18 protein-coding genes and 1 tRNA gene are annotated in these 15744 nt (G+C 34.3%); 8 read left to right on the top strand and 11 right to left on the bottom strand.

All coding sequences use genetic code 11. The annotated features are described in order from the left end of the window. Positions 1-52: 52 nt before the first annotated feature. On the top strand, positions 53-2290 hold the full coding sequence (locus B2145_RS04320; protein WP_291098706.1) for a TonB-dependent receptor: 2238 nt from the start codon (positions 53-55) through the stop codon (positions 2288-2290). An 84-nt stretch (positions 2291-2374) separates the two neighbouring features. Here B2145_RS04320 and mtgA read toward each other — a convergent pair whose 3' ends face one another. Then, entirely contained in the window at positions 2375-3130 is a 756-nt protein-coding gene (mtgA, locus tag B2145_RS04315; RefSeq protein ID WP_291098703.1) for a monofunctional biosynthetic peptidoglycan transglycosylase, read from the bottom strand. 131 nt (positions 3131-3261) lie between these two features. On the opposite strand from mtgA, the gene B2145_RS04310 reads away from it, so the two are divergent. Then, positions 3262-5163: a S9 family peptidase gene (locus B2145_RS04310; RefSeq protein ID WP_291098700.1), complete on the top strand. Its 1902-nt coding sequence runs from the start codon at positions 3262-3264 to the stop codon at positions 5161-5163. 78 nt (positions 5164-5241) lie between these two features. Here B2145_RS04310 and accC read toward each other — a convergent pair whose 3' ends face one another. The 6 genes from accC to pdxA form a co-directional block, all read right to left on the bottom strand. Continuing rightward, positions 5242-6588, bottom strand: coding sequence for an acetyl-CoA carboxylase biotin carboxylase subunit (gene accC / locus B2145_RS04305; protein ID WP_291098697.1), 1347 nt, complete (start codon positions 6586-6588; stop codon positions 5242-5244). A gap of 91 nt (positions 6589-6679) precedes the next feature. Next, on the bottom strand, positions 6680-7159 hold the full coding sequence (gene accB / locus B2145_RS04300; RefSeq protein ID WP_291098694.1) for an acetyl-CoA carboxylase biotin carboxyl carrier protein: 480 nt from the start codon (positions 7157-7159) through the stop codon (positions 6680-6682). Between the two features lie 20 nt (positions 7160-7179). Further along, positions 7180-8178, bottom strand: coding sequence for a beta-ketoacyl-ACP synthase III (locus B2145_RS04295; RefSeq protein WP_291098691.1), 999 nt, complete (start codon positions 8176-8178; stop codon positions 7180-7182). Positions 8179-8351: 173 nt separating this feature from the next. Next, a complete protein-coding gene (gene rpmF / locus B2145_RS04290) occupies positions 8352-8546 on the bottom strand; it encodes a 50S ribosomal protein L32 (protein WP_007137315.1) in 195 nt (64 codons plus the stop codon). 9 nt (positions 8547-8555) lie between these two features. Then, positions 8556-9119 (bottom strand): YceD family protein, encoded by a 564-nt coding sequence (locus B2145_RS04285; RefSeq protein ID WP_291098687.1) that lies wholly within the window; start codon positions 9117-9119, stop codon positions 8556-8558. Between the two features lie 90 nt (positions 9120-9209). After that, on the bottom strand, positions 9210-10253 hold the full coding sequence (gene pdxA / locus B2145_RS04280) for a 4-hydroxythreonine-4-phosphate dehydrogenase PdxA (RefSeq protein WP_291098684.1): 1044 nt from the start codon (positions 10251-10253) through the stop codon (positions 9210-9212). Between the two features lie 58 nt (positions 10254-10311). Between pdxA and B2145_RS04275 the strand changes: the two genes are divergently transcribed. Then, on the top strand, positions 10312-10899 hold the full coding sequence (locus tag B2145_RS04275) for a riboflavin synthase (RefSeq protein ID WP_291098682.1): 588 nt from the start codon (positions 10312-10314) through the stop codon (positions 10897-10899). 26 nt (positions 10900-10925) lie between these two features. On the opposite strand, the gene B2145_RS04270 is transcribed toward B2145_RS04275, so the two are convergent. The 3 genes from B2145_RS04270 to mce form a co-directional block, all read right to left on the bottom strand. Beyond that, positions 10926-11147, bottom strand: coding sequence for a hypothetical protein (locus B2145_RS04270; RefSeq protein WP_291098680.1), 222 nt, complete (start codon positions 11145-11147; stop codon positions 10926-10928). Between the two features lie 219 nt (positions 11148-11366). Then, positions 11367-11440 (bottom strand) — tRNA-Ile (locus B2145_RS04265). Between the two features lie 150 nt (positions 11441-11590). After that, positions 11591-11992 carry a methylmalonyl-CoA epimerase gene (gene mce / locus B2145_RS04260; RefSeq protein WP_291098677.1) on the bottom strand — a complete coding sequence of 134 codons (402 nt, stop codon included), beginning with the start codon at positions 11990-11992 and terminating at the stop codon, positions 11591-11593. Positions 11993-12195: 203 nt separating this feature from the next. Between mce and rbfA the strand changes: the two genes are divergently transcribed. Both rbfA and B2145_RS04250 read left to right on the top strand, forming a co-directional pair. After that, positions 12196-12588 (top strand): 30S ribosome-binding factor RbfA, encoded by a 393-nt coding sequence (gene rbfA, locus B2145_RS04255; protein ID WP_291098674.1) that lies wholly within the window; start codon positions 12196-12198, stop codon positions 12586-12588. 1 nt (position 12589) lies between these two features. Then, positions 12590-13789, top strand: coding sequence for an ABC transporter permease (locus B2145_RS04250; RefSeq protein WP_291098671.1), 1200 nt, complete (start codon positions 12590-12592; stop codon positions 13787-13789). Between the two features lie 2 nt (positions 13790-13791). Here B2145_RS04250 and B2145_RS04245 read toward each other — a convergent pair whose 3' ends face one another. Then, the gene (locus B2145_RS04245) at positions 13792-14025 is read right to left on the bottom strand and encodes a helix-turn-helix domain-containing protein (protein WP_291098668.1); all 234 of its coding nucleotides are present in this window, start codon (positions 14023-14025) and stop codon (positions 13792-13794) included. A gap of 276 nt (positions 14026-14301) precedes the next feature. On the opposite strand from B2145_RS04245, the gene B2145_RS04240 reads away from it, so the two are divergent. The 3 genes from B2145_RS04240 to B2145_RS04230 are packed head-to-tail and all read left to right on the top strand — an operon-like array spanning position 14302 to position 15722. After that, positions 14302-14670: a hypothetical protein gene (locus B2145_RS04240; protein WP_291098665.1), complete on the top strand. Its 369-nt coding sequence runs from the start codon at positions 14302-14304 to the stop codon at positions 14668-14670. Positions 14671-14699: 29 nt separating this feature from the next. After that, entirely contained in the window at positions 14700-15002 is a 303-nt protein-coding gene (locus B2145_RS04235) for a hypothetical protein (protein WP_291098662.1), read from the top strand. A gap of 21 nt (positions 15003-15023) precedes the next feature. Next, the gene (locus B2145_RS04230; RefSeq protein WP_291098660.1) at positions 15024-15722 is read left to right on the top strand and encodes a hypothetical protein; all 699 of its coding nucleotides are present in this window, start codon (positions 15024-15026) and stop codon (positions 15720-15722) included. The last annotated feature ends 22 nt before the right edge of the window (positions 15723-15744 follow it).

The following is a 15744-nucleotide window of genomic DNA, read 5'->3' as shown; positions in this document are numbered from 1 at the left end:
TCTTCTAAAAATATTTTAGAAGAAAATTTCGTTTTTAACAATAAAAAATTCAATGAAAAAAATTATAATCATCCTAATTATAGGATTTTCGGCTATGCTCCACGCGCAAAATACAATTTCTGGAACAATAACCGATGCTAAAAATCACCCGATAATAGGCGTTTCTGTTTATGCACCGGAATTACACAAAGGAACTTCGACAAATGAAAATGGAAAATATTTCCTTACGAATCTTCCAAATGGAAAGGTGAAATTAACTTTTGTCTACGTAGGATTTGAAACCCAAAATAAAATCCTGGACAGTAAACAGAAAGAAAACGCCTTAAATATTATCCTTAAAGAAACTGCGTTTCAAATGGACGAAGTAATCATTTCAACCGCTTTCAATAAAATACAATCGCAAAATGTAATGAAAGTCGAACACGAAAGTATCAAATCATTGCAACAAAAAGGAACTTCTACCTTAATCGAAGGATTGGCCACCATTCCCGGAGTTTCCCAAGTTTCTACTGGAACTTCTATTGGCAAACCCGTCATTCGGGGTTTGAGTGGCAATCGGGTTTTGGTGTATTCACAAGGGGTTCGACTTGAAAATCAACAATTTGGCGATGAACACGGTTTAGGATTAAACGATTCCGGGATAGAAAGTGTCGAAGTCATAAAAGGCCCCGCTTCCTTGCTTTATGGCTCGGATGCATTGGGTGGTGTTTTGTATTTTAATCCAGAAAAATTTGCTGAAGCAAATACTTTCAATGCTAATTTTAGCCAAAAATTATTCTCGAATACTTTAGGGAGTAATTCTTCTTTGGGATTAAAAACATCTACAGATAACTGGAAATTCTTGGTTCGTGGAAGTTACAACACCCATTCTGATTATAAAATTGCTTCGCCAGTTCGGTCTTCGACCTCGGGTCCCGATGGAAATCGAGTGACCAATACGAGATATAACGAGAGTGATTTCAAAACCGGAATAGGATACATCAATTCTAAATTTTCAAGTGTATTTCGATATAATTTCAACAAATTGGATTTAGGAATGCCGGATTTCGGTATTGCGGAACAAACTACGACAAAGACAACAACATTCCCAAAACAGGGCGTTTATAACAACTTATTGAGTTTAAACAATATTTTCTTCTTCAAAAACTCAAAATTGGATGTCGATTTGGGTTATATTGCCAATGACCGTAGCGAGTTTACTGACAGCAATGTTGCCAGTTTACGCATGAAATTGAAAACTTTCAATTACGACGCAAAATACCATTTGCCAAAATTCGGCAAATTTGAATCTATCATTGGTATTCAAGGAATGAGCCAAACCAATGCGAATACAGGTGTAGATTATTTGATTCCGGATGCAGCGACGAATGATTTTGGAGTTTTCGGAACTGGAAATTATGAATGGAAATCGAATGTATTGCAAGCAGGAATTCGTTTTGACAACAGGAATATTACCAGCGAAAACCATGGAATTATTGGTGCGGAAGGGTCATTTGAGGCCATCAATAAAACATTCAATAGCATTAATGCATCGATGGGTTATAAAACTAATTTGGCTAACGATTTGTCGTTGCGACTGAATGTGGCTTCTGGATTTAGAGCGCCAAATTTAGCCGAATTGACTTCAAACGGAGTTCACGAAGGAACCAATCGTTATGAAGTGGGAAACAGCGACTTGAAAACGGAACAAAACGTGCAAACCGACGTGAATTTAGAATACAAAAATAGCCATCTTGAGTTTTTTGCCAATGGATTTTACAATCATATCAACAATTACATTTACACTTCGCCGGCAGGAAATCAAATTAATGGTTTTGATGTTTTTGATTATATTCAAAGCAATGCCAAATTATATGGAGGCGAAATTGGACTGCATTTTCATCCGCATCCTTTGGATTGGCTACACTTTGAAACCAGTTTTGAAACCGTTACCGGCAAAAAACAAAATGGAGATTTCTTGCCTCTAATTCCCGCAAATAACTGGAACAACACCGTCAGAACAAACTTTATCATCAAAAACTGGCTTGAAGACGGTTTTGCAACATTGAATGTTTCCAGCACCTTCAATCAAAATAAAGTGAGTGGTTTCGAAACAAAATCTAATGGTTATACTTTACTAAATCTTGGTCTTGGAGGGAAAATAAAATTGGGCAAAACGGCTTTTGATGTTAACCTGAATGGAAATAATGTATTGAATAAAACTTATATAGCGCACTTATCACGCTTGAAAACCGATGGTATTCCAAACATAGGAAGAAACATCGTTTTGGGGTTGAATTTTAATCTTTAGAAAAAGAAAAATTAGTTAAAAAGCACTAAGATAATAAGTTAAAATCACACTTAATCCCAATAGCTTAATTGAATTATTCAATTGCTAATGGGATTTAATTTTATAGTTAATTTTACCAATATGTTGCATTACCCGAACAATTTTTGCTTTTCTGTTATTAATATAAGAGGAGGAACTTGTAGCAGAAAATTTTCTTGGATTGGGCAATATGGCGGCGATTCCCGCAGCCTGCTGTGGCGTAAGATCCGAGGCGTCTTTCCTGTACCAATGTTTCGCGGCAGCTTGGGCTCCGTAAACTCCATCTCCCATTTCGATGCTATTCAAATAGACTTCCATAATTCTTTCTTTACCCCAAATTATTTCTATTAAAACGGTAAAATAAGCTTCTAATCCTTTACGTATATAACTTCTTCCTTGCCATAAAAACACGTTTTTGGCGGTTTGCTGCGAAATGGTGCTTCCCCCTTTTATTTTTCGGCCTCTTTCATTGCTTTTGTAAGCTTTTTGCATTGCCTTGAAATCAAACCCATTATGAACAAGAAAATTTCCATCCTCGCTTGCAATTACCGCTTTTTGTAAATTAACCGAAATATTTTCGATGGGTTCCCAGTCATGACTGAAATAAATTTCCTTCCCGGCTGATTTATTTTCAATGGCACGAATCACCATCAAAGGAGTGAACGGCACCGGTACAAACTTGAAAAATACCACGAAAAAAAGAGAAAGTCCAAGGAACCACAAAAATGCCTTGAATAAAAAATGGGTCAGTTCACCCATAAAGCTTCCTGAATTTTTTTTTGCCGGTTGTTTCGCTTTTTTTGATACTATTTTTGTTGCCATGTGCTTGATTGAATCTAAAAATTTTTATAAAAGTAAATAAATGCTTCCCGTTTTCAAAATTAAGTTTGAAATAACTAATGCCTATAACAATTAGAATTTGTATTTTTAAAAAAAATAAAACATTTCAAATTATGAAAAAAATATTGCTTTTAACCCTGATAATAATGAGCTTAAATACTATGGCCCAAAACGTGATGTCACCAGAATTGCTCTGGAAACTTGGAAGAGTAACCGCCTTAGGCATTTCTAAAGATGAGAAAAACATAGTTTATAAAATAAGTACGCCTTCCGTTGAAGAAAATAAATTGGAATCTAAATTTTTTACTTTACCAATAAATGGAGGAAATCCAATTGAAGTAGCAGATACCAAAAATTTATTGAAAGACAAAAACACTTCTCCTGACTCCAACTATATAGTCTACCATGAAGAGGTGAAAATAGGCAAAATACACGGGAAAGATTTTTATCCTGAATTAAAAAAATCAAATGTTCAAATATACAACGGATTGGATTATCGCCATTGGGACAAATGGAACGAAGGAAAATTCAATCATGTTTTTTTCAAGGAAAACAAAGAAGGCTCCGTTGGGATTGATATCCTAAAAGACGAAAATTTTGATAGTCCACAAAAACCTTTTGGCGGAGACGAAGATTATATTTGGTCTCCTGACAGCAAAAATATTTTATATGTGTGCAAGAAAAAAGCGGGAACAGCCTATGCCACCAGCACTAATACAAATATTTATGAATATAATCTGGAAACTGAAAAAACCATCAATCTAACCGAAGAGAACTTAGGTTACGACACTAATCCAGCTTTTTCTCCAGCGGGAGACTTGACTTGGTTGCAGATGAAACGTGAAGGCTATGAAGCTGATAAAAACGATATTGTTGTAAATTTCAAAGGAATGAACATCAATTTAACGGCCGGTTGGGACGGAACAGTTGACAGTTTTATGTGGAGCAAAGAGGGTGAAAAAATCTATTTTGTTGCACCAATTGACGGAACAAAACAATTATTTGAAGTCAATTTTCCTGGTTTAACCAAAATTGCCGCCACCGTCAAACAAATAACCAACGGCGATTTCGACGTCAATAATTTGGTTGGTTTTTCTGGTAAAAACATTATCGTTACCAGAACCGACATGAACCATGCTTCGGAGATTTTTTCCTTTGACTTAAAGAAAAATAGTTGGAAACAATTATCAAATGTAAATACCGCAACTTATAATTCCTTGACGCTAAGCAAAACGGAAAGAAAATATATTAGCACAACCGATGGCAAAAAAATGTTGGTTTGGGTTATTCTTCCTCCCAATTTTGATGCTTCAAAAAAATATCCAACACTTTTATATTGCCAAGGCGGGCCACAATCTCCCTTGACACAAAGCTATTCTTTTCGTTGGAATTTCTCTTTAATGGCGGCCCAAGGTTATATTATTGTGGCTCCAAACCGACGTGGAATGCAAGGTCATGGTGTGGAATGGAATGAACAAATAAGTAAAGATTGGGGAGGACAGGTAATGGACGATTATCTTTCGGCAATCGACGAAGTGGCTAAAGAAAGTTATGTTGACAAAACCCGTTTGGGTTGTGTTGGAGCTAGTTACGGTGGTTATTCCGTGTATTATTTAGCCGGAATTCACAACAATCGATTCAAGACTTTTATCGCTCATGATGGCGTTTTCAATACGCAAAGTATGTTTGGCACAACCGAAGAAGTTTTCTTTAACAACTGGGATTTTGGTGGTGCTTATTGGGAAAAAGACAATACGGTCGCCCAAAAAACCTATACAAAATTTAACCCTGCCAACTTTGTAGAAAAATGGAATACTCCTATATTAATTATTCAAGGAGGCATTGATTTCAGGGTTCCAATAGGACAATCACAAGAAGCCTTTCAAGCGGCTCAATTGCGGGGCATAAAAAGCAGATTCATCTATTTACCGGAAGAAAACCACTGGGTTTTAAAACCTCAAAACGCACTGGTTTGGCAAAGAGAATTTTATAAATGGTTGAAAGAAACTTTATAATATTTTCAGCATTCATTAAACATAAAATCCCGTTAGCCTAGACTAACGGGATTTTTTTATAAATATAAAATTTAGATCTTATTCTGGATCATTCATTTTAAAAGTATCCATAAAAGCCGTGGTATAATCTCCGGCAATATATCTTGGATCATCCATCAATTGTCTATGGAAAGGTATCGTTGTTTTTATTCCTTCAATCACAAATTCATCTAAAGCTCTTCTCATTTTGCCAATCGCTTCTTCACGGGACTGGGCTGTCGTGATCAATTTTGCAATCATGGAATCGTAATTTGGCGGAATAGTGTAGCCCGAATACACATGAGTGTCCAATCGAACTCCATGACCACCTGGCATATGAAGTGTGGTTATTTTTCCTGGCGAAGGCCTGAAGTCATTATAAGGATCTTCGGCATTGATACGGCATTCGATGGCGTGCAATTGTGGTAAATAATTTTTACCTGAAATTGGAATTCCGGCAGCTACCATAATTTGCTCGCGGATTAAATCATAATCAATTACTTGCTCCGTAATTGGGTGTTCCACCTGAATACGGGTATTCATCTCCATAAAATAGAAATTACGGTGTTTGTCAACTAAAAACTCCACTGTTCCCGCACCTTCATACCTGATATATTCTGCCGCTTTTACCGCTGCTTCACCCATTTTTTGACGTAGTTCGTCGGTCATGAATGGAGAAGGAGTTTCCTCTGTCAATTTTTGATGGCGGCGTTGTATCGAACAATCTCTTTCGGAAAGATGACATGCTTTCCCATAAGCATCACCAACAATTTGAATTTCGATGTGACGCGGTTCTTCGATTAATTTTTCTAGATACATTCCGTCATTTCCAAAGGCTGCCGCCGATTCTTGACGAGCACTTTCCCATGCTTTCAGTAAATCTTCTTCTTTCCAAACGGCACGCATTCCCTTTCCACCACCACCGGCAGTTGCCTTTAGCATAACGGGATAGCCCATTTTTTTGGAAAGTTCTTGTGCTTGTTCAAATGATTCTAAAAGTCCCTCAGAACCTGGAACACACGGTACTCCAGCGGCTTTCATGGTGGCTTTGGCCGAAGCTTTATCCCCCATTCTATCGATCATTTCTGGAGAAGCCCCTATAAATTTAATGCCATGTTCTTGACATATCTTTGAAAATTTTGAATTCTCGGAAAGAAATCCATATCCAGGATGTATTGCATCCGCATTGGTAATTTCAGCGGCGGCAATGATACTTGACATTTTTAAATAAGACAAGTTGCTTGGAGGTGGACCAATGCAAACGGCTTCGTCGGCAAACTTCACGTGTAAACTTTCGGCATCGGCAGTAGAATAAACAGCCACTGTTTTGATGCCCATTTCTTTACAAGTTCTAATTATGCGAAGTGCAATTTCTCCCCTATTTGCAATTAATATTTTTTTAAACATCTTTTGAAATTATAAATTATAAATTATAAATTTTAAATTATTCGAATGACAGCTAATAATTTATCATTCAAAATTCATCATTCAAAATTTATTATGACGGGTCTACTAAAAATAAAGGTTGGTCATATTCAACTGGTGACATATCGTCAACTAAAATTTTGACGATTTTACCGGAAACTTCCGATTCGATTTCGTTAAATAATTTCATCGCTTCAATAACACAAAGTACATCCCCTTTAGAAATGGTTTTTCCTACTTCAACAAACACAGGTTTGTCTGGTGATGGTTTTCTATAGAAAGTTCCAATAATTGGAGATTTTATAGTTATGTAATGAGAATTTTCTGCTGCTGGCGCTTCTGGAGTTGAGACTACTGGAGCAGTTTGCTGAGAAGTTACCGCTTGTTGAAGAACCGGTTGAGCGGGCATTTGCTGAACGTATGTTGTTTCTGATACATTTCCTTCTAAAGTTGTTCTAATGGTGATTTTCACATCATCCATCTCTAATTTAACTTCTGCAACTCCTGAATTTGCTACAAATTTGATTAGGTTTTGAATCTCTTTTAAATCCATAATTATATTTTTAGTTTAATTTATTTTTTATCGTATGCCCATTTAAGGTAAATAGAACCCCACGTAAATCCTCCGCCGAAAGCAGCTAAAATAATCGTCTCCCCTTTTTTGAATAGATGTTCAAAATCGTTAAGCACTAATGGTAAGGTTGCAGAGGTTGTGTTTCCATATTTCTCTATATTCATCAATACTTTTGACTCTTCTAAATTCATTCTATTTGCCGTGGCATCAATGATTCGTTTATTGGCCTGGTGAGGAACTAACCAATTTATATCTTCATTGGTTAAGTTATTTCTTTTCATAATTAGCTCACTTGAATCAGCCATATTGATAACAGCATATTTAAAAACGGCTTTACCGTCTTGGATAATTTTGTGTTTATTGTCATTAATTGTTTGGATGGATGTTGGAAGAAGAGATCCTCCTGCCTCAATTTTTAAAAAGTCACGACCAATACCATCACTTCGCAAATATTCATCTTGCAATCCAAGTCCTTCATAATTGGGTTCGAATAATGCCGCGCCAGCACCATCGCCAAAAATTATACATGTTGATCTATCGGTATAATCTACTATAGAGGACATTTTATCGGCACCAATCAGCAGTACTTTTTTATATCTTCCTGATTGAATGTAGGCGGCAGCAACAGACATGCCATATAAAAAACCTGAACATGCTGCTTGTAAATCGAATCCAAAAGCATTTGTTGCTCCTATTTCGGTGGCTACATATACTGCTGTGGCTGCAACAGGCATATCAGGTGTTGCAGTTGCAACTATTACTAAATCTATTTCTAAAGGATCAACATTGGCCTTAGCTAATAAATCTTGTGATGCTTTTATGGCTAGATAAGACGTTCCCTTTCCTTCTCCTTTGAGAATTCTTCTTTCTTTTATTCCTGTACGGGAGGTTATCCACTCATCATTTGTGTCAACCATTGTTTCGAGAAGCTTGTTTGTAAGCACATAGTCTGGGACATAAGCTCCAACAGCTGTAATTGCGGCTGTAATTGTATTCATTGTATTCGATTATTTCTTGCCAAATGCTGCCATTTGAAAAATTTTTAAAAGACTTGAAAAGTACAAAAAAAATTCTAAACCTTATTGTATTAGAACTTCTTATTTAATGAAAATTATAAACAACAAAAAAACTCTCACATAGTGAGAGTTTTAATATCATTTACAAAAACATATTAAGCAACAGCTACAGATTTATCTATAACAACTTGCCCTCTGTAATACATTTTTCCTTCATGCCAGTAGGCTCTGTGATACAAATGTGCTTCGCCAGTGATTGGACAAGTAGCGATTTGTGCTACAGTAGCTTTATAATGTGTTCTTCTTTTATCTCTTCTTGTTTTGGAGATTTTTCTCTTAGGATGTGCCATTTTACTATATTATTTATCCGTTAATAGTTGCTTTAATTTGTCCCAGCGCGGGTCAATATTTTCTTCTTTTTGTTCTTCTTTTTGTTCTTCTTTTTGTTCTTCTTTATGCTCTTTTAATGTCAGTTCTTTCAGTTTTGTCAAGGCTTCGGTATTTAAACTCCCATCTTTTACCCCTGGATGAACTCGCCTTAGAGGTACGGAAAGTACAATCATTTCATATATATACTGTGCAATATCTATCTGAAACTCTCCATGTGGCAAAATGAGCAACTCTTCGTTGTCGTTATTGAAAGCATCTCCAAAACGCACAATCAATTTCATATTGCCTTTTATAGGCAAATCAAATTCTTCGTTTGTCATATCACAAGGAACATTTACAGTCCCTTCATGTTTGAAAGCCAACTCCAACAGGGTGCTTTTTTTCTCTAAAACTACATTTACTTTGATGTTTGAATTATTAAATTCGTGATAATCAAAGATTTCAAAGAACGCATTATTTATTTGATATTCAAAATGATGCTTTCCTGGCTTTAATCCTATAAAAGGAATTAAAAATTCTTTTGTCTTGTTCATTTCAACAACAATTTGCCCTAAACTTCGGGAGTGCAAAGATATAAAATTATTGTAAATCTAATAATGTTATTTGCCTTTTTTTATTTAAGTCTATTTTTCTTTTGTTTTTAAGGGTTTTTGGCTGATTTCCGCATATTGATTTCTGGAATGATAGATGTCTATTGCAAGATAAACAGCTTCTTTGAAAGAGTTATAATCCGCTATACCTTTCCCGGCTATATCATAAGCAGTCCCATGATCTGGCGAAGTTCTAATTTTATTTAAACCCGCAGTATAATTCACCCCTTTACCAAAAGACAATGTTTTAAAAGGAATCAACCCCTGATCGTGATACGTTGCAATAATGGCATCATATTTTTCGTATTGATTGCTTCCAAAAAAACCATCGGCTGCAAAGGGTCCGAATACTAATGTTCCTTTATCAAATATTTTTTTCAATGCCGGCTTCAATATTGCATCGTCTTCCGTGCCTATAACACCGCCATCTCCACAATGTGGATTTAATCCCAAGACAGCTATTTTTGGTTTGTTGATGCTAAAATCCTGTATCAACGATTGTTTTACCGTTTCTATTTTTTGTCTAATCAAATCTTCCGTAAGATGCGATGCAACCTTGTTTAAAGGAATATGATCAGTCAACAATCCCACTCTTAGATTATCTTGAACCATCATCATTAATGCGTTGCCTTCTAATTCTTGGTCTAAATAATCAGTATGTCCTGGAAATTTAAAATCTTCCGACTGAATATTGTATTTATTTATTGGGGCAGTTACCAATACATCTATGAAACCTTCTTTTAAAGCCTTTGTAGCTGCAACAAATGATTTTATGGCATATTTTCCAATTTTTTCATCATTTACCCCAAAATTAACATCCACTCCTTCTTGCCAAACATTCAAAACATTTATTTTCCCTAAGACGATTTGGTCCAATCTATCAATTCCTTGGAGCATTGTTGTAGATCCGAAGCTCTTTTTTGCAAAAGAAAGCATTTTTACATTGGCAAAAATAACTGGCGTGCATAGCTCTAACATACGCGAATCCTCGAATGTTTTTAGAACAACTTCGCTTCCAATACCGTTTAAATCCCCTATTGAAATTCCGACGATTATATTTTCTGCTTTTTTTATCATAACCTCAAGATATTTATTGCTAATTTTGAAGTGCAAATTTAGTAAAATAAAATAAGAAATGTTTACAGGAATTATAGAAACACTTGGTACAATCCAAGAAATCAAAAAAGACAAAGATAATGTTCACATAACAATAGCTTCCGCTATTACTGGCGAACTTAAAATAGACCAAAGCGTCGCACATAACGGCATTTGCATGACGGTGGTTGCCATAAGCGACAATCTTTATACCGTAACGGCCATTGGCGAAACGATAAAAAAGACGAATATATCCTATTGGAAAACTGGCGATATGGTCAACCTTGAAAGAGCAATGAAATTGGGAGATCGTCTGGATGGTCATATCGTACAAGGACATGTTGACCAAATAGGAAATTGTATTGCTGTGAAAGAAACAAATGGGAGTTGGTATTACACTTTTGAATACGATGAAACACTCGAAAACATAACCATTGAAAAAGGATCTATTACTGTAAACGGAGTGAGTTTGACGGTGGTAAATTCAAGAAAAAACGAGTTTAGTGTTGCCATTATTCCCTATACTTATGAACACACCAATTTTAAAATCTTTGAAGTAGACACAAAAGTGAATCTTGAATTTGACGTTATCGGTAAATATGTCTCTAGATTGTACGCTAATAAATAAAACGAGATTTTTATAAAAAAATAAACTTAAATTGGAGTCTTATTATTTAAATGACGTCCATAAATGATGTAAATCCCATACAACAATCCTAATATAAATAATATATAAAGACCATCATCGATAGGTAATCCCGGAGGTGGTGGCGGTTTTCTTGCTCCAGGTGACGGCGGAGAGGGTTCTGCAAAAACATTTATAACACCAAAAAGGCATATGATTATAGTAAAAAAAATATTTACAATAGTTTTCATATTTGTCTAAAGAAATAAATCAATTTTTATAAAAAAACAATATGACCCTCTTGATCCATAACTCATAATCCTATAAAATAGTGACTGTAAAGTTATTTTTTTTTTGTAACAAAACAACAACTCATCCGATTAAAGTGTTCGTTTTGTCGACGAAATACTTTTTTGATTGTTTACATAAAAAAAACCCCACAAGATCAAGACCTTGAGGAGCAGTTTTTGTGGTCCCACTTGGAATCGAACCAAGCACCTACTGATTATGAGTCAGTTGCTCTAACCGAATGAGCTATAGGACCGTTTATGAGGTTGCAATATTACCACTATTTTTAATTTGATGCAACTATTTTTGAGCTAGATTTTTAGATAGTTGCATTATTATAATATTCAGGACAGGAAACAACTGATTACCAGAATCCTATTCCAACAAGATTCTACAATAAATCGAATTATCGCATTTCCTGACACAACTCTATCAAAACCCCATTTGTACTTTTTGGATGTAAAAAAGAAACTAATTTATTATCGGCTCCTTTTTTTGGAATTTCGTTCAAAATGACAAATCCTTCTTTTTTTAAACGCACTATCTCAAGTGTAATATCCTCAACTTCGAAAGCAATATGATGTATTCCCTCCCCTTTTTTGGCTATAAATTTTGCAATGGGACTTTCAGGGTTAGTGGCTTCAAGGAGTTCAATTTTGTTGGGTCCGTTCATAAAAAATGCGGTTTTAACTCCTTCGCTGGCGACTTCTTCCTGTTTGTAAGATGGAACACCGAAGAGTTTTTCGTAAATTATGACCGCAACCTCTAAGTCGTTGACTGCAATTCCTATATGTTCAATTTTTTTCATTGTTTAACTATTTTACCGCACCTGAGCGACAGCAAACTGACGAAGTAAAGGCACTGAGTCTCAAAGATTTTTTGTAAATATATACAATTAAAAAAGTTATGAAATTTCTAATTTATCAAATTTACATAATTTAAAAATTCTAATAAAATTAAACTTTGGAACTTTGAGACTTTGAGACTATAAAAAAATCGTATTTTTGCACTATGGAAACAAATAGACAGAAAAAAATAGGTGGAGTTATCCAAAAAGATTTGGTTGATATTCTACAAGGTGAAGTGAGAAAAAACGGAATTACAAATTTAATAATTTCGATATCCAAGGTTAGCGTGACTACAGATTTATCAGTGGCGACGGTACATTTAAGCATTTTTCCCCAAGAAAAAGCAAAGGAAACTTTGGCATCCATAAAAACGAATTCTAAATTAATCAAACACGATTTGTCGCAAAGAGTGCGCTTGCAATTGCGAAAAGTACCCAATTTAGTGTTCTTCATTGACGACTCATTGGACTATATTGAAAAAATTGACAATGCCCTGTCCTCCAAAGAAAATCCTATTGAAAACCGTGATCTTTTAGAAAAACGCAGACAGTCATAAATTGAATTTCCCACTTTACATAGCCAAACGTTATATTTTTAGCAGCAGTAAAAACAATGCCATTAATATAATCAATCGCATTGCCAGTATGGGAATAATTGTTGGCGCAATGGCCTTGTTCGTGGTTTTATCCGTTTTTAGCGGATTAAAGGTTTTTAGTCTTTCCTTTTCAAACGACATTGATCCTGATTTAAAAATAAGCGGCACTTTAGGAAAATCATTTTTTATTTCGCCTTCACAAGAAAACCAAATTAAGGAAATTGATGGTGTGGTTTCTTATAGCAAAATAATAGAAGAGCGTGTTTTATTTATTTTTAACGGAAAGCAAGAAGTTACTTATTTGAAAGGTGTTGACCCCGCTTTTAGCAAGGTAAATAGCATCAAAAAAAAGATTTACAATGGCGATTGGCTAAAACAGGACACGTACCAAGTGGTTGTGGGCTACGGAATTGCAGAGAAATTCTCGATGGGTTTACTTGATTTTAATAATCAGCTGGAAGTTTTGGCTCCAAAACCAGGAAAAGGCGCCATCGAAAATCCAGCGGAAGCTTTTAATAAAATGGTTGTTATCCCCGTGGGGATTTACGCCATAAGCGAAGACCTAGATTCTAAATATGTTTTTGCCGATTTGGGTTTGGCACAGGAATTATTGGAATATAAAACCAACCAAATTTCGGGAATTGAAATCAAGGAAAAAAAAGGCGCCGATGAAAATGCCATCGTCAGCAAACTGCAAACCATTTTCAACAACAAAATTACCATAAAAAACAGGGCGCAACTCAACGAATCCTTGTATAAAATGTTGAATACCGAGAATCTTGCCGTTTATTTGATATTTACTTTAGTCATTATTATTGCACTTTTTAACTTGATTGGCGCGTTAATTATGATGATTTTGGACAAGAAAGGAAACCTGAAAACATTATTAAACCTAGGAACAGAAATCAAGGATTTACGAAAAATATTCCTGCTTCAAGGTACATTATTGAGTGTTTTTGGCGGAATTATTGGATTGATTTTAGGAATTGCAATCGTTTTATTGCAACAACATTTTGAACTCGTGATGATTACGCCTACGCTGGCTTATCCCGTGGTTTTTACCATCGAAAACGTCTTGATTGTTTTGGCAACCATTGTCACGCTTGGTTTTATCGCTTCGCTGATTGCGAGTAGTCGCGTGAGTAAGAAATTGTTGGATTGAGGTTAAAACTGAAACAAATCAATCAAAGAAATATCTAAAGCTTTTGCAATTTTCAATAAGGAAATTATAGTAGGATTTCTTTTCCCCGATTCTATTGTGTTATAATTACTTTTATCAAAACCACAACGATAAGCAATTTCTGTTTGCGAAATTTTCTTTTGCATACGTATCCCTTTTATTCTTTTACCTAAAGAAATCAAGTATTCTTTCTCGCTATGTTTGTTTTCTTCATACACATTGCGATATTCCAAATTATAGAATGAAAAAAGTTATGATATATTACAACATTGTATTTTATTTGTGTAGTTTTGAAGTGTTTTACAAAATAGACATTAAAGAAGAGACAAATATATTATGCACAAAAATTCGTCTTATAAACAAGCTACTCGCCTTACAATTGGAGTAATAAAAACAAAAAAACTTCAATTTTATCATACCAAACATTAAACTAAAACTTAATAGAGGCATAAAATCATTGGATAAATAGCATAATCATACCAAATTAAACAACTATGAAAATTATAAACAAACTAAAAGACGCATTGACTTCAGCGGATTTTGAAGTAGAAAGCACAATGAAAGTTAATGATTTATGCAAACAGTTTAAAAATAAGTTTGGGCTTTCATTAAGAATTTATAAAGGAAAAAAACTTGCTGATGATGGAAGAATGACTTTGAAAACTTTAGATCAAAGAACAACTCAAACTTCTGTCAACTTCGATTCTAGCAAGTTAAAAATCAAAGCAAATCAAAAAATATTGGAAGTTGAAACATCATTTCTAGAAAATTTTGGAATTGTTGTTCAAATTGCAGACATCGAAAATAAAAAATTATTAGCTGATGATTTAACACTAGGCGATGCCAAAAGAATGAAATTATAAAAAACAACTAACTTAATAAAAATAAAATTATGGCAGATTTATCAATCTCGGGCAAAATGAAGGTTAAGACCTTAAAAGCAAATTTTAAAGAAGCATACGCTTCTACTTTACGGGTTTATGTTGGCAAAAAATTTGCTGACGACGACGCAACTTTAGCTTCAATAAGAAAAGCCGAAGCAAAAGGTGGCGAAGTAAAAGTAAACGGGAAAATGTTAGTCGGGAATTTTGAGAAAAAAATATCTGAAGAATTTGGAATTATAATTCAAGTTGCAACACCAGATGATTCAAAATTAGTGGATAATACAATGACATTAACTGCGTCAGGAAAATAAGACTTAAAAATAAAATACTATATGAAAATATTACTTACAATTTCATTGTTAATAAGCGCATTAACAATTAATGGGCAAATAAAAAATGAAAAATATTATGACAATCAAATATTTGAATTGGAGGATTTATCACAAGCATTACTAAAAAAACCAATAACAGAAGAAGAAGAAATTGTATTAAGAGATGCCGAATATTATTTATCCGATAATGAAAGAGTTGAAAAATTCATTAAATATTATGGTCAAAAAGCAATGGATTCATTAAAAAATAATTATCCAAAAATACAAGATAAATATAATAGGGGTATCGAAAATAGAGATAAATTATCAAGTAAATATCGTAAATCTATCGATTCTTTATATGATTTAAAAAGTCAATTACATAATAAAAATGTTGTTTTAGGAGTTTGGAAAAAAATACCTGGAATAAAAGAACCAGTCTATGTTAATCCAAAAACAAATAAATTTTTGAAATATGACCAATATACAGAAGTATGTAATTTAAAGGATAGAGAAGCAGATAAATTACGTGATAAATATAAATCAACCACCGATCAAAAAACAGCAGAAAATTTAAGTAAACAAATTACGGAATTGGAAAATGAAATTGATAAAATTAATTATGTGAGGGATAATTATGAGGGTGAATGGACTTGGATAACTTTATATAATGGCAAAAAAGTACATGCTCGATTATCTAATGGAACATACCATTACTAATAAGAATATTTAAAACATTATT

The sequence above is a fragment of the Flavobacterium sp. UBA5153 genome (assembly GCA_002413745.1).
Taxonomy (GTDB): Bacteria; Bacteroidota; Bacteroidia; order Flavobacteriales; family Flavobacteriaceae; genus Flavobacterium.
This window is presented reverse-complemented; position numbering and strand designations above follow the sequence as displayed.